We start from the raw sequence: 21,223 nt of genomic DNA on the forward strand, positions 1-21,223 counted from the left end.
CGCTACCCCGAGAGCACGACAGGCGCCCAAAAGCTTTGGCGTCGCACCGCCCGCTGGGTCTAGGGTGGTCGGTCTTGCCCCCTCCCGCACCGTGGTGCCGTCCGTCGGCAGCCGAGGGAGGCCCTGGCCGCTCGGCAACCGGCCAGGTTCTTCACCGTGAGCTACGACGAGAACCGCCGGGACCGCATACCCGGCCGGGAAGGTTCGCTGTGCACTCCCCCGCCACCACTGACCCCCTGCAACGGGAACGCGACCACCTCGCCTCCTCCCGCGCCGCGCTGCGCGCCATGCGCGAGGACGCCCAGGCGCTGAACATCTCCGACGTCGCCGGCACCTGGGTGACCGCCGCCGTCCTGCACAACCAGATCCAGAACCGGATCGCCGCGCTGGCCGACCTCGCGCACACCCCGCTCTTCTTCGGCCGGCTGGACTACCTGCACGCCGTCTCCTCCGACGAGTCGGAGGGCGGTGGCGGCGAGCGGTTCTACATCGGGCGCCGGCACGTGCACGACGCCAACGGCGACCCGATGGTCATCGACTGGCGGGCACCGGTCTCCCAGCCGTTCTACCGGGCCAGCCGGACGGCCCCGATGGACGTCGACAAGCGCCGCCGGTTCGGCTACACCAGCGGCGAGTTGACGGCCTACGAGGACGAGAACCTGAGCGACCCGGCGGAGCGGGACACCGCCTCCGCGCTGTTGGCCGCCGAGATCGAGAAGCCCCGCGTCGGCCCGATGCGCGACATCGTCGCCACCATCCAGCCCGAGCAGGACGAGATCGTCCGCGCCGACATCACCGGTACGGTCTGCGTCCAGGGTGCCCCCGGCACCGGAAAGACCGCGGTCGGCCTGCACCGCGTCGCCTACCTGCTGTACGCGCACCGCGACCGGCTCGCCCGTACCGGGACCCTGGTGATCGGCCCGAACAGCTCCTTCCTCTCCTACATCGAGCAAGTACTGCCCGCCCTCGGCGAGTTGGACGTGGCGCAGGCCACCGTCCAGCAGCTGGTGGCGCATGTCGAGGTCCGCGCCGAGGACTCCGCCCCGGCCGCGCGGATCAAGGGCGACGCCCGGATGGCCGAGGTGCTGCGCCGCGCCGTGCGCTCCGGCATCACGCTGCCCACCGAGCCCTGCATGGTGATCCGCGGCTCCCGCCGCTGGCGCGTCCCGGCCTACGAACTGGTCGAGATCATCGAGGAGTTGACCACCCGGGAGATCCGCTACGGCGCCGCCATGGAGGCGCTGCCGCAGCGCATCGCGCACGCCGTGCTGCTGAAGATGGAGCAGGGTGGCGAGGCGCCCGACGACCGGGTGCAGGACGCGGTGGCCCGCTCGGCGCAGGTGAAGGCCACCGTCAAGGCCTGCTGGCCGCCGGTCGACCCGGCCAAGCTGGTGCACCGGCTGCTCACCGACGCCGCGTTCCTGGCCCAGTGCGCCGAGGGCCTGCTGGACGAGGACGAACAGGCGCTGATCCACCGGACCGCCGGCCGCTCGCTGAAGACCGCGCCCTGGACGCCCGCCGACGCCGTGCTGATCGACGAGGCCACCGACCTGGTCCAGCGCACCGCCTCGCTCGGCCATGTGGTGGTCGACGAGGCGCAGGACCTCTCGCCCATGCAGTACCGCGCGGTGGGCCGGCGCTGCAGCACCGGTTCGGCCACCGTGCTGGGCGACCTGGCCCAGGGCACCACCCCCTGGGCGACCGCGAGTTGGACGGACGCCCTGCACCACCTGGGCAAGCCGGCCGCGCACATCGAGGAGCTGACCGTCGGCTTCCGGGTGCCGGAGGAGGTGATCGCCTACGCCTCCCGGCTGCTGCCGACGATCGCGCCCGGACTGGCACCCGCCAGCTCGATCCGCGACACCCCCGGCTCGCTGACGATCCGCCACACCCCCGACACGCTGGTGGAGTCGGTGGTCGAGGCCTGCCGCACGGCGCTGAAGCGCGAGGGCTCGACCGGTCTGATCACCGCCGACGCGCGGATCCCGCTCTTCGAGGAGGCGCTGGCCGCGGCCGGGCTGCCGTTTCTGACCCCGGGCGCGGAGACCACCGAGCAGGCCCGGCTGACGCTGGTGCCGGCCTCGCTGGCCAAGGGCCTGGAGTACGACTACGTGGTGCTGGACGAACCGGCCGCCGTGATCGCCGGCGAGCCCGACGAGCGCACCGGGCTGCGACGGCTCTACGTCGCGCTCACCCGCGCGGTCTCCGGCCTGGCGGTGCTGCACGCCGAGCCGCTGCCGCCCGAGCTGGGCTGACCCCCGGCAGGGGGTCGGGCTCCCGCGCGGGAGCCCGACCCCCTGCAGTCGATGCTTCAGCCGTCGATCAGGGCCCGCCAGCGGGCGACCTTGCCGGCGTCCACCGGGGAGTCCCAGCCCTCGGACCGCACGGCGCCCCCGACGTGGAAGGCGTCGAAGCCGGCCGCGCGCAGCTCCGGGACGTGCTCGGCGTACAGCCCGCCGCCGATCAGGATCTGCGGCCGGTAGCCCGGCTCGCCCGCCTTGGCCAACTCACCGGCCAGCACCTCGCGTCCGTGTGAGACGCCGGCCGGGGAACCGGCCGTCAGGAAGGTGTCCAGGCCCGGCAGCTCGGCCAACGCCGCGCGCACCGCGGACCGGTCGGCGCTGTGGTCGATCGCCCGGTGGAAGGTCCAGCGGCAGCCGTCGACGGCCTCCGCCAGCGCCCGCACCGCGGTCAGGTCCGGCGCGCCGTCCGCGTCCAGGAAGCCGAAGACGAACTCCTCGGCGCCCTCGGCACGCAGCGCGATGGCGGCCGCGCACAGCTCGTCGAGGCCGCCGGGCTCGAAGCCGGCCCGGCCGCGCAGCATCACGCGCAGCGGGAGGTCCACCGCCGCGCGGATCGCGGCGAAGCCCGCCAGGGTGGGGGTGAGGCCGTCGGCGGCCATGTCCGTGACCAGTTCGAGGCGGTCGGCGCCGCCGGACTGGGCGGCCTGGGCATCGGGCACGGTCAGCGCGATGACTTCGAAAATTGGTCTAGACATATCAGACAGCCTGCCATACCGGCGCCCGCCGGGCGAGACCCTGCCTGTGGATGTGTCATGGCGCGGGTCCACAATGAGCGCATGCCGACCGACCCGCACCCGGCCACCGACGCCCTGCTCGACCGCTGGAACGCCACGTTGGAGCGCTCCGGCGCCACGGTCGACCCGGAGCCCTACGGCCGCGCCCTGCTGGCCCGCTGGGCCGAACCGCAGCGCCGCTACCACACCACCGACCACCTGCTGGCGGTGCTGGACCAGGTGGACGCTCTCGCCGAGCACGCCGAACACCCGGACACCGTCAGGCTCGCGGCCTGGTTCCACGACGCCGTCTACCGGCCCGACCGCTCCGAGAACGAGGAGCGCAGTGCCCAACTCGCCGTCCGCGCCCTGCGGGAGGCCGGGCTGGCGGCCGAACCGATCGCCCAGGTGGTCCGGCTGGTCCGGCTGACCGTCGGGCACCACCCGCTGCCCGGCGACCGCGACGGAGAGGTGCTCTGCGACGCCGACCTCGCCGTGCTCGGCGGCACTGCCGAGCAGTACGCGGCGTACACGGCGGCCGTCCGCGCGGAGTACGACTTCGTCCCGGCGGATGCCTTCCGGCTGGGCCGGGCCGTCATCCTGCACCAGCTGCTCGCGCTCCCGACGCTCTACCGCACCCCGGCCGCGCACGCCCGCTTCGAGGAGCGGGCCCGCGCCAACCTGGCCGCCGAGCTCAGCGTCCTGGAGAGCTGAGAGCTAAGAGCTGAGCGAGCCGACCGGCGCCACCACGACGCCCTCCTTGCCGCACACCCAGTGCGGCTCCGGCCCGAGCTCGGGCTCCACGCTCAGCGCGTGCGGGTCGTCCTCGGCCGCACAGGCCAGGCAGAGCGGCCAGCGCCCGTATGCCTCCAGCAGCGCGTCCTGGACGTCCTGCGCGACCAGCCCGAGCACGAACTCCACCCCGTCCGGCCACTGCTCCAACCACCAGCGCCGGTGCGTCACGGTGTCCTCGACGAGCGAGACCACGGTCGCGTCGGCGACATCGCGGGCGGTGAGGTCGGCAAGGATCTGCGCCCGGGCGCTGTGCAGGGCTGCTTCGATATCGCTGGACATCCGTCCATTGTCCCGCAACGCGGGCGGCAAACGCCGCGTGGGCGGCCCCCCGAAGGGGACCGCCCACGCGATCGATGAAACGACTGACCCGCGAGGGGATCAGAAGTCCATGTCACCGCCCGGCATGCCGCCACCGGCCGGGGCGCCGGCCTTCTCGGGCTTGTCAGCGATGACAGCCTCGGTGGTGAGGAAGAGCGCCGCGATGGAGGCGGCGTTCTGCAGCGCGGAACGGGTGACCTTGGCCGGGTCGATGATGCCCGCGGCGATGAGGTCGACGTACTCGTTGGTCGCGGCGTTCAGGCCGTGGCCGTAGGGAAGGTTGCGCACCTTCTCCACCACAACGCCGCCCTCGAGGCCGGCGTTGACCGCGATCTGCTTGATCGGGGCCTCCAGCGCGACCTTGACGATGTTGGCACCGGTGGCCTCGTCGCCGTCGAGCTCCAGCTTCTCGAACGCCACCGAAGCCTGCAGCAGCGCGACGCCACCACCCGCGACGATGCCCTCCTCGACGGCCGCCTTCGCGTTGCGAACGGCGTCCTCGATGCGGTGCTTGCGCTCCTTGAGCTCGACCTCGGTCGCCGCGCCGGCCTTGATGACGGCCACGCCGCCGGCCAGCTTGGCGAGGCGCTCCTGGAGCTTCTCGCGGTCGTAGTCCGAGTCGCTGTTCTCGATCTCGGCACGGATCTGGTTGACGCGACCCTGGACCTGGTCGCTGTCGCCGCCACCGTCGACGATGGTGGTCTCGTCCTTGGTGATGACCACCTTGCGGGCGCGGCCCAGCAGGTCGATGCCGGCGTTCTCGAGCTTGAGGCCGACCTCCTCGGAGATCACGGTGCCACCGGTGAGGATGGCGATGTCGCCGAGCATGGCCTTGCGGCGGTCACCGAAGCCCGGGGCCTTGACGGCGACGGACTTGAAGGTGCCACGGATCTTGTTCACGACCAGGGTCGACAGGGCCTCGCCCTCGACGTCCTCGGCGATGATCAGGAGCGGCTTGCCGCTCTGCATGACCTTCTCCAGGAGCGGCAGCAGGTCCTTGACCGAGCCGATCTTGGAGTTGGCGATCAGGATGTACGGGTCGTCGAAGGACGTCTCCATACGCTCCAGGTCGGTGGCGAAGTACGCCGAGATGTAGCCCTTGTCGAAGCGCATGCCCTCGGTGAGCTCGAGCTCCAGACCGAAGGTGTTGCTCTCCTCGACGGTGATGACACCTTCCTTGCCGACCTTGTCCATGGCCTCGGCGATGAGCTCGCCGATCTGGGTGTCGGCAGCGGAGATCGAGGCGGTAGCAGCGATCTGCTCCTTGGTCTCGACATCCTTGGCCTGCGCGAGAAGCTCGTCCGAGACGGCCTTGACGGCCTTCTCGATGCCGCGCTTCAGGGCCATCGGGTTGGCGCCGGCCGCGACGTTGCGCAGACCCTCGCGGACGAGAGCCTGGGCGAGCACGGTGGCGGTGGTGGTGCCGTCACCCGCGACGTCGTCGGTCTTCTTGGCGACCTCCTTGACCAGCTCGGCGCCGATCTTCTCGTAGGGGTCCTCAAGCTCGATCTCCTTGGCGATGGAAACACCATCGTTGGTGATCGTGGGGGCGCCCCACTTCTTCTCAAGAACGACATTGCGACCCTTGGGGCCCAGCGTCACCTTGACGGCGTCGGCAAGCTGGTTCATCCCGCGCTCAAGGCCGCGGCGAGCTTCCTCGTCAAACGCGATGATCTTTGCCATGTGAAGTGGTCCTCCGGGACGACGTCGACTGCACCGGACCGACAGGCGCCCGCGACGGACGGCCCTGGTATGCGGGGGTCCTGTCCCCTACCGCTCCCGGGGGCCTCACCGACCCGGTCCGTTGTCACTCTCAAGCTGTGAGTGCTAACCAATAACTAGCACTCTCGGGTGGCGAGTGCAAGCTCTTCCCGGCAAGCCACGGGCGCGCCGCCACCAACGACAGCAGGGTCCGCACCTGACCCCCGGTACCGGGAATCGGGTGCGGACCCTGCTGGATCTTCAGCCCGCGAGCGAGCCGAGAGTCCGAGGTTCGGAAAGGTCAGACCGCGGGCGCACGGACCATGTCCGCCTGCGGGCCCTTCTGTCCCTGGGAGATCTCGAACTCGACCCGCTGACCCTCCTCGAGGGTGCGGTAGCCGTCCATCTGGATCGCGCTGTAGTGGACGAAGACGTCCGCACCACCGTCGACCGCGATGAAGCCGTAGCCCTTCTCCGCGTTGAACCACTTGACGGTGCCCTGAGCCATTCCGAACTCCCCTAGTGCTGTGCTGGCCCTTCACAGGTCCGCAGGTCGCGGGCCCGGGTCTCTGGTCGGACCGACTCGAGGTACCCCCCTGAGTGCAGCCCTGAACGCCGCAGCGCCCAACCCACGAACGCCAGTTGGCGCCGATGGGACGGACGGATGCGTCGACCGCGGCTGAATGTATCCGTATAGAAGCCCTCTGCAACAGGCCCACTGGCGGGGAATTCACGAAGGACGCTAAGGGATATCCGGGGATGAATGCGACAGAACTCGGCAATTCACGCCGGGCATAGCGGACCTATCGGGCGAATTGTCCGAAGAATTCTGACACGTCGCCGACACGTTCGAGCGGGACACCAGCCGGGGCATCTCACCGGCCGGACGAAGCCTATGCCCTGGCGGACCCGCCCGCGGACACGCCACAGGGCGCCACGAACCTGACATTTCGTCAGGCTCGGGGCGCCCTGTGGGCGGTGGGGTCTCAGCAGCCGCCGGCCACCGCGGGGATGATCGAGATCCCCGCGCCGTCGTTGATCGCGGTGCCCAGGCCCTCGGCGAAACGCACGTCGTCGTCGTTCACATAGACGTTCACGAACCGACGCAGCTTGCCGGAATCGTCCAGGATCCGGGCGCTGATACCCGGGTGGTTCTTCTCCAGGTCACTGACGACCTCGGCCAGCGTGGCGCCCTCGGCGGGGACCTCGGACCTGCCGCCGGTGTAGGTGCGCAGGATGGTCGGGATGCGGACGGTGGAGCTCATGGGGGATCTCCCAGCTTTCGACAGGTGTGCGAGGGTCAGGACGCCAGGCCGGCGGCGCGGAAGGACTCCAGGGTGGGCTGGATGGTCACGGTCAGGCCCGCGTCGGACACCGCGTCCAGCGTCTTCAGACCGTCGCCGGTGTTGATCGCGACGGTCTCCTTCGACGGGTCGAGCAGCCCGTTCTCCACCAGCTTCCTGAGCACGCCGATGGTCACCCCGCCCGCCGTCTCGGCGAAGATGCCCTCGGTGCGGGCCAGCAGCCTGATCGCCTCCACCACCTCGGTGTCGGTGACGTCCTCGACCGCTCCGCCGGTGCGGCGGGCGATGTCCAGCACGTACGGCCCGTCCGCCGGGTTGCCGATCGCCAGCGACTTGGCGATGGTGTCCGGCTTGACCGGGCGGATCACGTCGCGACCCGCCTTGAACGCCGTCGAGACCGGCGAGCAGCCGGCCGCCTGGGCGCCGAAGATCTTGTACGGCCGGTCCTCGACCAGGCCGAGCTTGATCAGCTCCTGCAGCCCCTTGTCGATCTTGGTGAGCTGCGAGCCCGAGGCGATCGGGATGACCAGCTGCTCGGGCAGCCGCCAGCCCAGCTGCTCGCAGATCTCGTACGCCAGGGTCTTGGAGCCCTCGCCGTAGTACGGGCGGAGGTTGACGTTGACGAAGCCCCAGCCCTCGCCGGCCGGGTCGCCGATCAGCTCCGAGCAGAACCGGTTCACGTCGTCGTAGTTGCCCTTGATGCCGACCAGCTCGCCGCCGTAGACCCCGGCCATCACGACCTTGCCCTGCTCCAGGTCGTGCGGGATGAACACGCAGGACTTGAAGCCGGCCCGGGCGGCCGCCGCACCCACCGCACCGGCCAGGTTGCCGGTGGAGGAGCAGGACAGCGTGGTGAAGTCGAAGGCGCGGGCCGCCTCGATCGCGCAGGCCACCACCCGGTCCTTGAAGGAGTGGGTCGGGTTGCCCGAGTCGTCCTTGACGTGCAGCTGGGCGGTGAAGCCGAGCTCGCGGCCCAGGTTGTCGGCCTTCACCAGCGGGGTCCAGCCCGGGTTCAGGTTGGGCTTGTCGGCGACGTCGGCCGGCACCGGCAGCAGCGGCGCGTATCGCCAGATGGACGCCGGGCCGGACTCGATTCGCTTGCGCAGCTCCTCGGCCTCGTAGGAGCCGAAGTCGTAGGCGATCTCCAGCGGGCCGAAGCACTCGACGCAGGCGAAGACCGGGCCGAGCGGGAAGCGCGTGCCGCACTCGCGACAGGACAGCGCGGCGGCGGGACCGAGATCTACGGTCGAAGTGGGTGCAGATACGTCAACAGCCATGATGGCGGAGGCCTCTCTCCTCATCTTCCCCGTGCCGCGGGCGCGACACAGGACGGAATTGGCACCTGTCCCGCCGGGGCCTCGACCAACGAAGTGGTCAGTAGCCGTGCGAGAAGGTTGCCGGGACTTCGACGGGCCGTTCCCTCAGTCCCTCTGGATGAGCTCTATGAAGTTGTGGTCGTGCGATGCGGCCGACCCCGGCGTGCGAAGGTCTGACCGCTGTACGAAGACTGTAACGGAAGGCCCGCGTTACGGCCCCGACCGTCCGCAAGGCGAGATGGACCAGACAAGGAGCGAGATTTGCCAGCCGAGCAGAGCCCTGCGCTACTCCCGGAAGCCGCGTCCTGGCTGCGGCGCCGCTCCTGGACGGCTGCCGAGCGGCCCGAATCCGTGCTGCTCGCTGCCAAGCGCGCGGCCGGGCGCGCGGGCACGGTGAGCGTGGTGCTGCCCGCGCTCGACGAGGAGTCCACGGTCGGCGAGATCGTCACGGTGATCCGCCGCGAGCTGATGGAACGGCTGCCGCTGGTGGACGAGCTGGTGGTGGTCGACTCCGGCTCACGGGACCGGACGGCCGAGGTCGCGGCGGCGGCCGGCGCCCGGGTGGTGCACCGCGACGCGATCCTGCCGCGGCTGCCCGCCGTCCCCGGCAAGGGCGAGGTGCTGTGGCGCTCGCTGCTGGTGACCTCCGGCGAGATCGTCTGCTTCGTCGACGCCGACCTGCGCGAGTTCGACCCGGCCTTCGTCTCCGGAATCGTCGGCCCGCTGCTCACCGATCCGGCGATCCAGCTGGTCAAGGCGATGTACGACCGTCCGCTGGCTCTACCGATGAGCGGCTCCGCCGCGGGCGAGGGCGCGGTCGACCCGACCGGCGGCGGCCGGGTGACCGAGCTGGTGGCGCGGCCGCTGCTCAACCTGCACTGGCCGCAGCTGGCCGGCTTCGTCCAGCCGCTCGGCGGCGAGTACGCGGCCCGTCGCTCGCTGCTGGAGCGGCTGCACTTCCCGACCGGCTACGGCGTCGAGCTGGGCCTGCTGGTGGACGCCCTGGAGCTGGCCGGTCTGGACGCGCTGGCCCAGGTGGACGTCGGCGTGCGCCACCACCGCCACCAGGACGGCCAGGCCCTGGGCCGGATGGCCGCCACGATCTACCGCACCGCGCTGGAACGCCTCGACCGCACCCACCGGCTCAAGGCCGCCGAGGACCTCGCCCGGCCCGTGCTGACCCAGTTCTCGCGGGACGCCGGGACCCGCGCGTTCACCGCCGACAGCCACCCGGTGATCGCGCTCGAACGCCCGCCGATGATCGACGTCACGGAGTACCGGGGGTTTGCCGACTCCTGACCACGGCAAGGTTGGAGGTATGGCCGAACTGACGACCGCACGCATTCTGGTGGCCTCCAACCGGGGTCCGGTGTCCTTCAGCAGCGCACCGGACGGGACGCTGACCCTGCGGCGCGGCGGCGGCGGCCTGGTCTCCGGACTCTCCGCGATCGACGACCCGAACGCGGTCTGGGTCTGCGCGGCGCTGGGCGACGCCGACCGGACAGCCGCCCGGCGCTCCCCGCAGGGCCGGCTGGACCGCGGCGGCTTCGACGTCGGCGGACAGGCCGTCCGGATGCTGGACATCGATCCCGCCGTCTTCGACCAGGCCTACAACGGGATCGCCAACTCCACCCTGTGGTTCGTCCACCACCTGCTGTACGACACGCCGGTCGCGCCGGCCTTCGACGCCGGGTTCCGCGAGCAGTGGGCCTCCTTCGAGGAGTACAACGCCGCCTTCGCCGCAGCGCTGGCCGCCGAGGCCGCCCCGGGCGCGGCCGTGCTGGTGCAGGACTACCACCTCTCGCTGACCCCGGCGCTGCTCCGCGAGCTGCGCCCGGACCTGCGGATCAGCTACTTCTCGCACATCCCGTGGGCCCCGGTCGACTACTTCCGGCTGCTGCCCGACGACATCGCCGTACGGGTGCTGACCGGCGTGCTCGGCGCCGACCGGGCCGGCTTCCACACCCGCCGCTGGGCGCACGCCTTCGCGGACTGCTGCGCGCAGCTGCTGGGCGCGGACGTCGACCACGACGACCTCTCGGTCACGTACCAGGGCCGCACCACCCGGCTCGGCGTGCACAGCCTGGGCGCGGACGGCGAGTTCCTGCGCGAGCGGTCCCACCGGCCGGACGTGGACGAGCGGTTGCAGACGCTGCGCCGGGCGGTGGGCGACCGCAGGACCATCGTCCGGGTGGACCGCACCGAGCTGAGCAAGAACATCGTGCGCGGGCTGCTGGCCTACCGCCACCTGCTGCGCACCCGGCCCGAGTGGCGCGAACGGGTGGTGCACATCGCCTTCGCCTACCCCTCACGGCAGGACCTGGCCGAGTACCGCTCCTACACCGAGGCCGTGCGGCGGATCAGCGAGGAGATCAACACCGAGTTCGGCACCGCGAGTTGGCAACCCCTGATACTCCAGGTCGAGGACGACTTCGCCCGCTCGCTGGCCGCCTACCGGCTCGCCGACGTGGCACTGGTCAACCCGATCCGGGACGGCATGAACCTGGTCGCCAAGGAGATCCCGGTGGTCAGCGACGAGGGCTGCGCCCTGGTGCTCTCCCGCGAGGCGGGCGCCCACGCGGAGCTCGCCGAGGACGCGTTGACCATCAACCCGTACGACGTGGTCGCCACCGCCGAGGCGCTGCACCGCGCGCTGTCGATGCCGGCCGACGAACGCACCGAGCGCACCAAGCGGCTGGCCGCGGCGGCCGTCGCGCTCTCTCCGCAGCAGTGGTTCCTCGACCAGCTGACCGCACTGGGCTGACCGCGCCCGACCCCGGACCCGCTCACCCGGCCGTACTCAACCGGCCGCGCTCGCCCAGAGGTTCTCCAGCAGCGCGACCACCCCGCCGGGCCCGGGGACCACCAGGTCCGCCTGCTCGGCCAGCACCCGCACCGGCGCCTCGCCGGTCACCGGGCCGCTGCAGACCAGCAGCCCGGGAAGACCCTCGGCCCGCAGCTCGCGCACCGCCGCGTAGGCCGCCAGATCGCCGAGGTCGTCGCCTGCGTAGAGCACCGATCCGGCGCCCACCGCGCGCAGGAACTCCGTCAGGGCGGCCCCCTTGTCGACCCCCGGCGGGCGCAACTCCACCACCATCCGGCCGGGTTCGACCACCAGGCCATGCGCGGCGGCGAGTTTGGCGAGCGGCTCGCGCAGCTGTTCCAGGACGGCGTCCGGATCGGCGGTGCGCCGGGTGTGCACGGCCAGCGAACGGCCCTTGTCCTCCGTCCAGGTGCCCTCGGGAGCGCCCAACTCATGGAGCAGCGGCGGCAGTTGGGCCCGGATGCCGGCCACTCCCGGGTGCACCTGGGTGGCCCGCAGCTCCCCGGTCGCCGCATCCCAGCGTTCGGCGCCGTAGTGGCCCAGCACCACCAGGTGCTCCAGCCCCGGCACCTGCGCGAAGCCGCCGAGCCGGACGGCGTCCTGGGCCGGCCGGCCGGTCACCACCACCACCGCGCGGACCAGCGGCGCCAGCCGGGCCAGCACCGGCACCGCGCCGGGGTGGGCCCTGGCCTGCTCGGGGTCGGCGACGATCGGGGCCAGCGTGCCGTCGAAGTCCAGCGCGACCACCGCCTCGGCGGGCGACGCCAGCAGGGCGGCCAGCCCCGCGCGGCCGGACGGTGTGCTCGGTTCGAACGCAGCAGGGCCCATGGCAGCGACCCTACCCAGGGCGGCCCGTCGCTAACGCTCGGCGCGACGGGCGTCCCGGATCCGGCGTAGCCGGTAGACCAGGACGGGGGCGTGCGCGACCGCCTCCTCCCGGTCCAGCAGGCCGTTGAGCAGCTGGTAGTACCGGGTGCTGGAGATCCCCAGCTCCTCCCGGACCGCCTGCTCCTTGGCCCCCTGGGTCCGCCAGGCCCGGCCCTCCAGAGCCAGGACGGCGATCTCGCGCTCGCTCAGTTCTCCGGTCACACCTCAGTGTCCTACAGCGGCCCACCAGCGGCGGACCACTGCCGGCGGACTACTGCTGGCGGGCGCTCTTGGCCTCCGCCGTCGCGTACTGCTCCAGCGCGCCGAGCTGCTGGCTCGGGTCGCCCTTGACGGCCTTGCCGATGTCCTTCTTGAGCCGGGTGCTGACGGTGTCCCAGGCCGGGTCGCCGTAGGGGTAGAAGCTGGCGTTGGGCAGCGCGTCGAGGAACGGCTTGAGGTCGTTGTGCTTCCCGCTGCTGGTCATGTCCTGCAGGCTGTCCTGGGTGACCGGCAGGAAGTTGTACGTCTCGTCGAGCTTGAGCATGTTCTGCTTGAGGTAGGCGAAGTTGAGGAAGGTCCGGATCTGGTCCCGGTGCCCGTTCGCCGTGAAGGCCATCATCCAGTCGGCGACGCCCAGCGTGGTCGGCTTGGCGGCCGCGTCCTTGCGCGGGATCGGCGCGGTGCCGTAGCCGATGTTCCCCTTGAGGGCCGCCTGGATCAGCGTGGGGTGGCCGTTGAGCATCGCCACCTTGCCGGCCGCGAAGTCGGCGAAGGCCTTCGTGCGGTCCACCACCGACGGGTCGGGGTAGGTGTCGTGGCTGTCCACCAGGTTCGCGCGCAGCCAGTTGAAGGTGTTGACGTTCTGCGAGCTGTTGACGGCGTAGTTACCGGCATCGTCCGAGAGCTGGCCGCCACCGCTGTTGATCCACATCATCGACTCGGCCTGGGCCTCCTCGGGCCCCAGCGGCAGCGCGTACGGCGTGACCCCGGGCACCTTGGTCCGGATCAGGTCGGCGTCCGTCTTGAGGTCGGCCCAGGTGGCCGGCGGCTGGCTGATGCCGGCCTGCTGGAAGATCGCCTTGTTGTAGAAGAAGGTCCGCGAGGAGGAGACGAACGGCATGCCGTACTGGGTGCCGAGCACCTGCCCGGCCTGGTCGAAGACGTTCAGGAAGTTGGCCTCGGTGTCCATCGAGAGGACTTCGCGCGCCGGGTAGAGCTCGTTGGCCTGCGCCTTGTCGGCGAAGCCGCCGGTCTGCACGATGTCCGGCGAGTGACCGGCCTTGATCATCGCGGCGACCTTGGCGTCGATGTCCGTCCAGCTGAACACCTGGACGTCGACCTTGATCTTGGGGTTGGCCGCCTCGAACCGGCTGACCACGTCGTCCCAGTAGTGCGTGGAGCTGTTCGCCTCGCTGTCGCCGTAGTCGGCCGCGACCAGCTTCAGGGTCACCGGGCCGCCCGAACCCAGTCCCAGCGTTCCGCACCCGGAGAGCAGCAGGGTGCTTGTCGCGAGGGCGGCACAGAGCCGGGACTTCAACACGGGAAACCGCCTTCGGGCCTACGGGAGATCCTCGTCGGGGGTTACGAGGAGTGGCCGAAAGGTTGCCAAAGCGGACCCCCAGTGGTCCACACCAGAGGGCTCCGGCCGCAGAACGTTACCGAACTGTCCGGTCGCGTTGCACAGGGTGCAACGCGACCGGACCCGGCGATGACGCAGGTCACACGGCCAGCACCCGCACCCCGGCGTCCGAGAAGGCGAGGATCAGCGCCTCGTCCACCGCCTCGTCGGTGACCAGCGTGTCGATCCGGTCCAGCCCGCAGATCCGCGCGAAGGCGCGTCGGCCGAGCTTGCTGGAGTCGGCGGCCACCACCACCCGGCGGGCCCGCTCGGCGAGCAGCCGGTTCACGCTGGCCTCGCCCTCGTGGTGCGCGGTGGCGCCCATCTCGACGTCGAGCGCGTCCACGCCGAGCACGGTGACGTCCAGGGTGAGTTCACCGAGCACGGCACTGGCCAGCGGGCCGATCAGTTCATACGACTGCGGCCGTGCCACCCCGCCGGTGACCACGATCTTCACCGCCGGGCGCACGGTCAGTTCGTTGGCGATGTTGAGCGCGTTGGTCACCACGGTGAGCGGCTGGCCGGCGCCCGCCTCGGCGCGCTCGGTCAGCTCGGGGCGCACCGCCAGGGCCCGCGCGACCTCGGTGGTGGTGGTGCCGCCGTTGAGGCCGACCACCTCGCCCGGCGCGATCAGGCCGGCCACCGCCGCGCCGATCCGCTGCTTGGCACCGGCGTTGCGCGCGGTCTTGTAGCGCAGCGGCAGGTCGTAGGAGACGTTGTGCGCGACGGCACCGCCCCGGGTCCTGGTGACCATCTGCTGACGGGCCAGCTGGTCGAGGTCGCGGCGGATCGTGGCCGCCGACACGTCGAGCGCCGCAGCCGCCTCTTCGACCTCCAACTTGCCATGCTCGGCAAGGAGTTCGAGGAGACTGTTCCACCGCTCATATCTGGACACGCCGCGCCACTCCCTCATCTAGACGAGCACTGCGGGGACAGCGTCGCACAGAGCCGCACACGGGCCGGGGCAGGTCCGTCCATCGAGTCAGGGTATTGCGCACTCATGCGCAAAACAGCTATAAATCAATCACTTTCACGCAACCCAAGGGAGACGTCGGCATGACTGGCATGACCACCACGGGCAGCTCGCTCACCGCCGAGGAACTCGCCACCCAGCCCGCCTGCTGGCGCCGCGCCGCCGAACTGGCCGGCCCGTCCTCGGCCGCCCTGCCCGCCGCCGGCGAGCGGGTGGCCGTGGTCGGTTGCGGCACCTCCTGGTTCATGGCGCAGGCGTACGCCACCCTGCGGGAGACCGCCGGCCACGGCGAGACCGACGCGTTCGCGGCCTCCGAGTTCCCGTACGGCCGCTCCTACGACCGGGTCGTGGCGATCACCCGCTCGGGCACCACCACCGAGGTGCTCGCGCTGCTCGACCGGCTGCGCGGCCACACCCCGACCACCGCCCTGACCGGCGACCCGGCCACCCCGGTGATGCAGGCCGCCGACCAGGTCGTCGTGCTGGACTTCGCCGACGAGCGCTCGGTGGTGCAGACCCGCTTCGCCACCACCGCGCTGGCCCTGCTGCGCGCCCACCTGGAGTCCGAGGGCGCCCTCGCCCCCGGCCTGAAGACGCTGGCCGAGGCCGCCGACGACGCCGAGCGCGCCGTCACCGAGCCGCTGCCGGAGGGCCTGGTCGCCACCGAGCAGATCACCTTCCTGGGCGCCGGCTGGACCAACGGCCTGGCCCTGGAGGCCGGCCTGAAGATGCGCGAGGCCGCGAGCGCGTGGACCGAGTCCTACCCGGCGATGGAGTACCGGCACGGCCCGATCGCCATCACCGCGCCCGGCCGCGCGGCCTGGATGTTCGGCACCCTGCCGGAGGGTCTGGCCGAGGACATCGCCCGCACCGGCGGCCAGTTGGTGGCCGGTTCGGGCCCGGAGGGCCTGGACCCGATGGCCGATCTGGTCCGGGCGCAGCGGCTCGCGGTGGCTCTCGCCGAGGCCCGCGGCCTGGACCCCGACCACCCGCGCGCACTCACCCGCTCGGTCCAGCTCTGACCCCTGCCCGGGAGCACCCGGGTGGTCCATCCTGGAGGGACGCGACCAAGCTCACTGGCCGTGGCTCAGACCAATAACGCCACTGGACTAGACCTCTCGTCCCCGGTCAAGGGAAACTGTCCCCCGTGAAGCACGTCATCGCACTCGATGTAGGCGGCACCGGCATGAAGGCCGCGTTGCTCGCCCAGGACGGCTCCGTGCTGTTCGAGGCACGCCGACCGACCGGGCGGGAGCACGGCACCGATGCCGTCGTCGCCACCATCCTCGACTTCGCCGCCGACCTCGCGGACGAGGGCCAGAGCCGTTTCGGCTGCCGGCCACTCGCCGCGGGCGTCGCCGTACCGGGGACGATCGACGAGAGGAACGGGATCGCGGTCTTCTCCGCCAACCTCGGTTGGCGCGACCTCCCCCTGCGCAAACTGCTCGGGGAACGGCTGGGCGGTCCGCACGGCGAAGCCATGCCGGTCGCCCTCGGCCACGACGTCCGCTCCGGCGGGCTGGCCGAGGGGAGGATCGGCGCCGGCCGCGGCGTCGACCGGTTCCTCTTCATCGCGCTGGGCACCGGCATCGCCGGCGCGATCGGGATCGGCGGCCGGATCGAGGCCGGTGCGCACGGCTACGGCGGCGAGATCGGCCATGTGGTGGTCCGCCCCGGTGGACCCCTGTGCGGCTGCGGCGCCCGCGGCTGCCTGGAGACCCTGGCGTCGGCGTCGGCCGTCTCCCGGGCCTGGGCCGAGGCTTGCGGGGACCCACGGGCCGAGGCCTCGGACTGCGCGACGGCCGTCGAGGCCGGCGACGAGCGGGCCCTGCGGGTCTGGCAGGACGCCGTGGCGGCCCTCGCGGACGGCATCGCGCTGGCGCAGAGCCTGCTCGACCCGTCGACCGTGATCGTCGGCGGCGGCCTCGCCGAGGCCGGTGACACGCTCTTCACGCCCCTGCGCGCGGCGGTGACCGACCGGCTGACCTTCCAGATGCCTCCGAAGGTCGTCCCGGCCATGCTCAAGGACACCGCGGCATCCCTGGGCGCGGGACTCCTCGCCTGGGACCTGCTCTCGGTCACCCCGCCCCCCACCGAAGCCGACGGCTTCCAGCTCGCCGAGCGGCGAGCCGCGGGCCGGCCCGCGCCGCTGCCCGTGGGACAGGATTCGAAGTCAACAGGACGGGACGTGACCGCGTGAGTACTGTGCGCACAGCGCTGGCCGGCGCACGGCTGGTGCTGCCCACCGGCGTCGTCGAGAACGGTCGGCTCACCGTGGCGGGGAGCACGATCGAGTCGGTCGGCGGCACCGCGCGGGCCGACGACCTCGACCTGACCGGCTGCACGGTGGTGCCCGGCTTCGTCGACCTCCACGTGCACGGCGGCGGCGGCGCCGCGTTCACCGAGGGCATCGCCGAGGAGGCGCTGATCACCGCCCGTGCCCACCTGGAGCACGGCACCACCACCACGATGGCCTCCACCGTCACCGGTGAGATCGACGAGATCTGCCGGCAGGCGGCCGTCCTCTCCGAGCTGGTCGAGGACGGCGTGCTGGCGGGCATCCACTTCGAGGGCCCGTTCATCTCGCAGCACCGCTGCGGCGCGCACCGCCCCGACCTGCTCCGCGACCCGGACCCGGCGCTGGTGCGCAAGCTGGTGGACGCCGCCCGCGGCCACGCCAAGATGGTCACCCTCGCGCCGGAACTGCCGGGCGGCCTGGAGTCGGTGCGGATGCTGGCCGAGCTCGGGGTGATCGCGGCCGTCGGGCACACCGACTCCGACTACGCCAAGGCACTGGAGGCGATCGAGGCCGGCGCCACCGTCGCCACCCACCTGTTCAACGCGATGCCGGGCGTCCAGCACCGCGCACCGGGCCCGATCGTGGCCCTGCTGGAGGACGAGCGGGTCACCGTCGAGCTGATCAACGACGGCACCCACCTGCACCCGTCGGTGCTCGACCTGGCGTACGGCACGGCCGGCGCCGAGCGGGTCGCGCTGATCACCGACGCGATGGGCGCGGCCGGCATGGGCGACGGCCGCTACCCGCTGGGCCCGCTCCAGGTGCAGGTCACCGACGGGGTGGCGCGGCTGGTCGAGGGCGGCTCGATCGCCGGCTCGACGCTCACCCTGGACGTGGCGTTCAAGCGCTCGATGACGATCAACCGGCTGAGCCTGCCGCAGGTGGTCCAGTCGATCTCCACCACGCCGGCCAGGCTGCTCGGCCTGTCGGACTCGATCGGCACCCTGGAGGCCGGCAAGAACGCCGACCTGGTGGTCCTCGACTCCGGCACGTACGACCTGCTCGCGGTCGTCCGGCGCGGCGAGTGGATCGTCGGCGGCGACCGCTTCGCCCCCGCGCCCGCGGCCTGACGACAGGTCAGGCCGGGCGCGGGGCGGACCGGATCAGCTCTGCGCGGGAGCCGGGGCCCCGGCAGTCGGGTAGCTGTTCGAGTCCATGCCGGTGATCGCCACCTGGTCGACCAGGACGGACCCTCCGGACGGGGCCGACACCGTGAGGGTGTTGGTCCCCGCCTGGAGGTCAGGCCATATGTTCGTGGAGTACCAGGACTGCGTCGGGTCGGCGCCCTTGGCGCCGTAGTTCTTGAACGTCACTCCACCACTGCGGTCGGTGCCGTTGACCGCGACCGCCGCCTTCACCGGGTCGCCACTGTTGTTGAAGTGCAGCCAGAACTTGTACTGGCCGGCGGTGGGCACGGTGACCGTCCAGGACACCGAGGAGCCCGCCTGGAGCGTCAGGTAGCTGCCGTCGGAGGAGACCGCGCCCTTGATGGTGTTCGCCGAGGGGGCGTTCTGCGCCTGCGCCTTGGAGGCGTCCAGCACGCTGCCGGTGCTGCCGCTCGGGCTGGCCGACGCGGACGGCGAGGACGACGACGCGCTGGAGCCGGGCGTGCCGGGAGCGCTGGCGTGCGTCGAACCGGAGCCGGCCGCCGGGTGGCCGCCCGCGGTCTTGTCCTTGGCGTCGTTGCCCGAGAGCGCGATGCCGGAACCGATCGCGATGGCCGCGACCACCGCCACCACGCCGATCACCGGGCCCTTGCCGCGGCCGCGCGGGGTGTCCTCGCCGGGCAGCGGACGGGAGCGCTCGGCGTACCGGGACTGCTGCGGCAGCTGGGTGGTCTGCTCGGCCCCCGGGCCCTGCGGCCGGTAGGGCTGCTGGCGCTGCTGCTGCTGCTGCGCCTGCTGGGGGTACTGCTGGTAGGGCTGCTGCTGGTGCTGCGGCTGCTGGCCGTACTGGGCGCGGCCGACCTCCATCGGGCGGGTGTACGCGTTGCGCGGCGCCACCGGGGCGCGCTCCGCCCCGCCCTCACCCTCCGCCGGACGGTAGAGGTAGGCGAACGGGTCGTCTTCCTGCGCAGGACCGCCCGCACCGTTCTCGGGCGCTCCGCTGCTGCCGTCCGTCATCGCGGTGGTCAACTCCCCAATGCCGTTTCCTGCACCAACGCCGTCTGTGGCCGTACGCACGGCACCCTACCCGCAGCACATGACAAGGAAAAAAGTAAGTGCCCGGCTACCGGCACCCGTCCGGGCGCCCGGATCAGCCCGCGCGACGGTGCGAGCGCTCGCCGCGGGCACCACGGACCGCGCCGCCGCGCGCCCGCTTCTCGTCGTACATCCGCTTGTCGGCGGCGTGCAGGACCTCCTCGATGCTCATCCCGCAGCCCGCCCAGCCGATCCCCAGGCTGACCCCGACCCGCATCACCCGACCGGCTATCCGCATCGGCGGGATGATCGCGTTGCGCAGCCGCACGGCCAGCTCGGTGGCCTCCTCGGAGCCGATGCCGTCGGCCAGCACCACGAACTCGTCGCCGCCGAGACGGGCCACCGTGTCACCCTCACGGACCACCTGCTGCAACCGGCGGGCCACCTCCACCAGCACCGCGTCCCCGGCGTTGTGGCCGAACCGGTCGTTGACGGACTTGAAGCCGTCCAGGTCGCAGAAGACCACCGCCAGCCCCTTCTGCGCCGCCGGCGCGGAGCCGGAGCGGAACGGGGCGCTCCACGGCTCGGGGGCCGTGCCGGGGTCGACCGGGACCACCGCGTGCACGTGGTCGGCGGGCGGCTCGCCGTAGCCCGGCCGTTCCGGGATGGCGTCGCGCTCCCCGTAGCCGAAGCCGGGATAGCGCTCGTGCTCGCCGTAGCCGTGCATCAGCACCGTACGGCCGCCGCCCGGTCCGGACAGCCCCTCCAACGCCCCTGACGCACCGCCAGGCGCCCCCGTGGCACCTGGTGCGCCCTCCAGCGCCTCCTGGCCGCTGCGCGGGCTGTGCGGCCCGTACGAGCCGGACGGGCTGTGCGAGGCGGCCGCGCCCTCCAGCGCGCAGGTCGCCGCACCGTGCGCGGCGGCGCCGCCGGGCCCCTGCGGCAGCGGGCAGAGCCGACGGGCCAGCCGGCTGCGCAGCTCGGCGCTGTTCGGCAGGCCGGTGAGCGCGTCGTGGCTGGCCCGGTGGGCGAGTTGGAACTCGTGGCGCTTGCGCTCCTCGATGTCCTCGACGTGGGTGAGCAGGAAGCTAGGGCCCTCGGCCGCGTCGGCGACCACCGAGTTGCGCAGGCAGACCCACTGGTAGCCGCCGTCCCGGCGGGAGAGCCGCAGCTCGGCCCGCCCGCTCTCGGCGCTGGTGCGCTCCAGCAGGCTGCGGTCGTCGGGGTGCACCAGGTCGAGGAAGCTCTGCTGGCGCAGCGCCGCGCGCGGGCGCCCGAGCAGCCGGCAGAGCGCGTCGTTGACCCGGGTCAACTGCCCCCGGGCGGCGCCGTGCAGCTCGGTGATGGCCATCCCGCTGGGTGCGTACTCGAAGGCCTGCCGGAAGCTCTCCTCGCTGGCCAGCAGCGCCTGCTGCTCCTTCTCCAGGCGGGCCAGCGCGCGTTGCATCTCGGCCCGCAGGCGGGCGTTGCCGATCGCGATCGAGGCCTGCAGGGAGAACATCTCCAGGGCTTCCCTGGTCCACGCGCCGGGCCGTTTGCCGCTGCGCGGACGGTCCACCGAGAGGACGCCGAGCAGGTCGCCGCCGGCGCTGTACATCGGCGCGAGCAGGGCGTCCTCGGGATGCCAGTCGTTGGCGTAGACCGGGAGCGCGCCGTCGTCGGTCCAGCGCGGGATGTCCGCGCCGACCGCCCAGCCGCGGTCGTGCGGCAGGAACCGCAGGGTCCCCCAGTGATCGCTGACCGCCAGCAGCCGGTCCCAGGACTCGCGCGAGCCGACCTGGCCGAGCAGCACCGAGGGCCCGCCGAACTCGCGCTCCTCGTACTCCCAGACGGCCGCCACCATCAGGTCGCCGTCGGGCCGGACCAGACTCACCGCGGCCGCGCCGAACCCGAGCCCGTGCACCGACCCCTCGACCACCGCCTGGAGGGTGCCCGCCAGGCTGCGGGCAGCGTTGAGGTCCGCCACGACCCGGTGCAAGGTGCGGAGGGTCGCGAGACGGACGTACGGCTCCGACTCGGCTTCCATGCGGGGGCTCCCCGGCTTCTTCGGA

At 72.1% G+C, this 21,223-nt stretch carries 19 protein-coding genes and 1 riboswitch; of the genes, 7 read left to right on the top strand and 12 right to left on the bottom strand.

All coding sequences use genetic code 11. The annotated features are described in order from the left end of the window. Positions 1 to 209: 209 nt before the first annotated feature. Complete coding sequence (locus BS80_RS18380) at positions 210 to 2,255, top strand: HelD family protein (RefSeq protein ID WP_035798762.1); 2,046 nt, start codon at positions 210 to 212, stop codon at positions 2,253 to 2,255. A gap of 56 nt (positions 2,256 to 2,311) precedes the next feature. On the opposite strand, the gene BS80_RS18385 is transcribed toward BS80_RS18380, so the two are convergent. Beyond that, positions 2,312 to 2,998 carry a copper homeostasis protein CutC gene (locus tag BS80_RS18385; RefSeq protein ID WP_035798764.1) on the bottom strand — a complete coding sequence of 229 codons (687 nt, stop codon included), beginning with the start codon at positions 2,996 to 2,998 and terminating at the stop codon, positions 2,312 to 2,314. Positions 2,999 to 3,079: 81 nt separating this feature from the next. Between BS80_RS18385 and BS80_RS18390 the strand changes: the two genes are divergently transcribed. Next, positions 3,080 to 3,730 carry an HD domain-containing protein gene (locus tag BS80_RS18390; RefSeq protein WP_035798765.1) on the top strand — a complete coding sequence of 217 codons (651 nt, stop codon included), beginning with the start codon at positions 3,080 to 3,082 and terminating at the stop codon, positions 3,728 to 3,730. Positions 3,731 to 3,733: 3 nt separating this feature from the next. Here BS80_RS18390 and BS80_RS18395 read toward each other — a convergent pair whose 3' ends face one another. From BS80_RS18395 to thrC, 5 genes are all read right to left on the bottom strand, one after another. Then, the gene (locus tag BS80_RS18395) at positions 3,734 to 4,090 is read right to left on the bottom strand and encodes a hypothetical protein (RefSeq protein WP_035798767.1); all 357 of its coding nucleotides are present in this window, start codon (positions 4,088 to 4,090) and stop codon (positions 3,734 to 3,736) included. 99 nt (positions 4,091 to 4,189) lie between these two features. Beyond that, on the bottom strand, positions 4,190 to 5,812 hold the full coding sequence (groL, locus tag BS80_RS18400; protein WP_035798769.1) for a chaperonin GroEL: 1,623 nt from the start codon (positions 5,810 to 5,812) through the stop codon (positions 4,190 to 4,192). Positions 5,813 to 6,131: 319 nt separating this feature from the next. After that, entirely contained in the window at positions 6,132 to 6,338 is a 207-nt protein-coding gene (locus BS80_RS18405; protein WP_035798772.1) for a cold-shock protein, read from the bottom strand. Between the two features lie 478 nt (positions 6,339 to 6,816). Beyond that, on the bottom strand, positions 6,817 to 7,095 hold the full coding sequence (locus BS80_RS18410; RefSeq protein ID WP_035798774.1) for a MoaD/ThiS family protein: 279 nt from the start codon (positions 7,093 to 7,095) through the stop codon (positions 6,817 to 6,819). Positions 7,096 to 7,130: 35 nt separating this feature from the next. Next, positions 7,131 to 8,411 (bottom strand): threonine synthase, encoded by a 1,281-nt coding sequence (gene thrC, locus BS80_RS18415; RefSeq protein WP_035798777.1) that lies wholly within the window; start codon positions 8,409 to 8,411, stop codon positions 7,131 to 7,133. 17 nt (positions 8,412 to 8,428) lie between these two features. Further along, positions 8,429 to 8,575, bottom strand: a riboswitch (SAM riboswitch). A 136-nt stretch (positions 8,576 to 8,711) separates the two neighbouring features. Between thrC and BS80_RS18420 the strand changes: the two genes are divergently transcribed. Together BS80_RS18420 and BS80_RS18425 are read left to right on the top strand one after the other, a co-directional pair. Beyond that, positions 8,712 to 9,749, top strand: a complete 1,038-nt coding sequence (locus tag BS80_RS18420) for a glucosyl-3-phosphoglycerate synthase (RefSeq protein WP_035798781.1) — start codon at positions 8,712 to 8,714, stop codon at positions 9,747 to 9,749. A 19-nt stretch (positions 9,750 to 9,768) separates the two neighbouring features. Further along, on the top strand, positions 9,769 to 11,214 hold the full coding sequence (locus tag BS80_RS18425) for an alpha,alpha-trehalose-phosphate synthase (UDP-forming) (RefSeq protein WP_035798786.1): 1,446 nt from the start codon (positions 9,769 to 9,771) through the stop codon (positions 11,212 to 11,214). 36 nt (positions 11,215 to 11,250) lie between these two features. Here the strand turns inward: BS80_RS18425 and otsB are convergent, their stop codons facing one another. The 4 genes from otsB to BS80_RS18445 all read right to left on the bottom strand — a co-directional run bounded on the left by otsB (position 11,251) and on the right by BS80_RS18445 (position 14,654). Beyond that, the gene (gene otsB / locus BS80_RS18430) at positions 11,251 to 12,102 is read right to left on the bottom strand and encodes a trehalose-phosphatase (protein WP_035798790.1); all 852 of its coding nucleotides are present in this window, start codon (positions 12,100 to 12,102) and stop codon (positions 11,251 to 11,253) included. A gap of 30 nt (positions 12,103 to 12,132) precedes the next feature. Then, a complete protein-coding gene (locus BS80_RS18435) occupies positions 12,133 to 12,363 on the bottom strand; it encodes a DUF3263 domain-containing protein (protein WP_035798792.1) in 231 nt (76 codons plus the stop codon). Positions 12,364 to 12,412: 49 nt separating this feature from the next. Then, positions 12,413 to 13,681, bottom strand: a complete 1,269-nt coding sequence (locus tag BS80_RS18440) for an extracellular solute-binding protein (protein ID WP_232246523.1) — start codon at positions 13,679 to 13,681, stop codon at positions 12,413 to 12,415. Between the two features lie 178 nt (positions 13,682 to 13,859). After that, positions 13,860 to 14,654 carry a DeoR/GlpR family DNA-binding transcription regulator gene (locus BS80_RS18445; RefSeq protein WP_035798795.1) on the bottom strand — a complete coding sequence of 265 codons (795 nt, stop codon included), beginning with the start codon at positions 14,652 to 14,654 and terminating at the stop codon, positions 13,860 to 13,862. Between the two features lie 170 nt (positions 14,655 to 14,824). On the opposite strand from BS80_RS18445, the gene BS80_RS18450 reads away from it, so the two are divergent. The 3 genes from BS80_RS18450 to nagA all read left to right on the top strand — a co-directional run bounded on the left by BS80_RS18450 (position 14,825) and on the right by nagA (position 18,101). Next, a complete protein-coding gene (locus BS80_RS18450; protein WP_035798798.1) occupies positions 14,825 to 15,754 on the top strand; it encodes an SIS domain-containing protein in 930 nt (309 codons plus the stop codon). 125 nt (positions 15,755 to 15,879) lie between these two features. Then, complete coding sequence (locus tag BS80_RS18455; RefSeq protein WP_083974884.1) at positions 15,880 to 16,932, top strand: ROK family protein; 1,053 nt, start codon at positions 15,880 to 15,882, stop codon at positions 16,930 to 16,932. Further along, entirely contained in the window at positions 16,929 to 18,101 is a 1,173-nt protein-coding gene (nagA, locus tag BS80_RS18460; RefSeq protein WP_035798800.1) for an N-acetylglucosamine-6-phosphate deacetylase, read from the top strand. The genes BS80_RS18455 and nagA overlap by 4 nt, the downstream gene beginning before the upstream one ends. Positions 18,102 to 18,134: 33 nt before the next feature. On the opposite strand, the gene BS80_RS18465 is transcribed toward nagA, so the two are convergent. Then, positions 18,135 to 19,154, bottom strand: a complete 1,020-nt coding sequence (locus BS80_RS18465; protein WP_157536367.1) for a carbohydrate-binding protein — start codon at positions 19,152 to 19,154, stop codon at positions 18,135 to 18,137. Between the two features lie 133 nt (positions 19,155 to 19,287). Next, entirely contained in the window at positions 19,288 to 21,198 is a 1,911-nt protein-coding gene (locus BS80_RS18470) for a GGDEF domain-containing protein (RefSeq protein ID WP_035798803.1), read from the bottom strand. Positions 21,199 to 21,223 lie beyond the last annotated feature (25 nt).

Source organism: Kitasatospora mediocidica KCTC 9733 (genome assembly GCF_000744225.1).
Taxonomy (GTDB): Bacteria; Actinomycetota; Actinomycetes; order Streptomycetales; family Streptomycetaceae; genus Kitasatospora; species Kitasatospora mediocidica.

Excerpts from the sequence above, each read along its gene's own strand:
- BS80_RS18385 (WP_035798764.1), bottom strand. The coding sequence starts at position 2,998 with ATGTCTAGACCAATTTTCGAAGTCATCGCGCTGACCGTGCCCGATGCC.
- BS80_RS18390 (WP_035798765.1), top strand. The coding sequence starts at position 3,080 with ATGCCGACCGACCCGCACCCGGCCACCGACGCCCTGCTCGACCGCTGG.
- BS80_RS18395 (WP_035798767.1), bottom strand. The coding sequence starts at position 4,090 with ATGTCCAGCGATATCGAAGCAGCCCTGCACAGCGCCCGGGCGCAGATC.
- groL (WP_035798769.1), bottom strand. The coding sequence starts at position 5,812 with ATGGCAAAGATCATCGCGTTTGACGAGGAAGCTCGCCGCGGCCTTGAG.
- BS80_RS18405 (WP_035798772.1), bottom strand. The coding sequence starts at position 6,338 with ATGGCTCAGGGCACCGTCAAGTGGTTCAACGCGGAGAAGGGCTACGGC.
- BS80_RS18410 (WP_035798774.1), bottom strand. The coding sequence starts at position 7,095 with ATGAGCTCCACCGTCCGCATCCCGACCATCCTGCGCACCTACACCGGC.
- thrC (WP_035798777.1), bottom strand. The coding sequence starts at position 8,411 with ATGGCTGTTGACGTATCTGCACCCACTTCGACCGTAGATCTCGGTCCC.
- BS80_RS18425 (WP_035798786.1), top strand. The coding sequence starts at position 9,769 with ATGGCCGAACTGACGACCGCACGCATTCTGGTGGCCTCCAACCGGGGT.
- otsB (WP_035798790.1), bottom strand. The coding sequence starts at position 12,102 with ATGGGCCCTGCTGCGTTCGAACCGAGCACACCGTCCGGCCGCGCGGGG.
- BS80_RS18450 (WP_035798798.1), top strand. The coding sequence starts at position 14,825 with ATGACCACCACGGGCAGCTCGCTCACCGCCGAGGAACTCGCCACCCAG.
- BS80_RS18465 (WP_157536367.1), bottom strand. The coding sequence starts at position 19,154 with ATGACGGACGGCAGCAGCGGAGCGCCCGAGAACGGTGCGGGCGGTCCT.
- BS80_RS18470 (WP_035798803.1), bottom strand. The coding sequence starts at position 21,198 with ATGGAAGCCGAGTCGGAGCCGTACGTCCGTCTCGCGACCCTCCGCACC.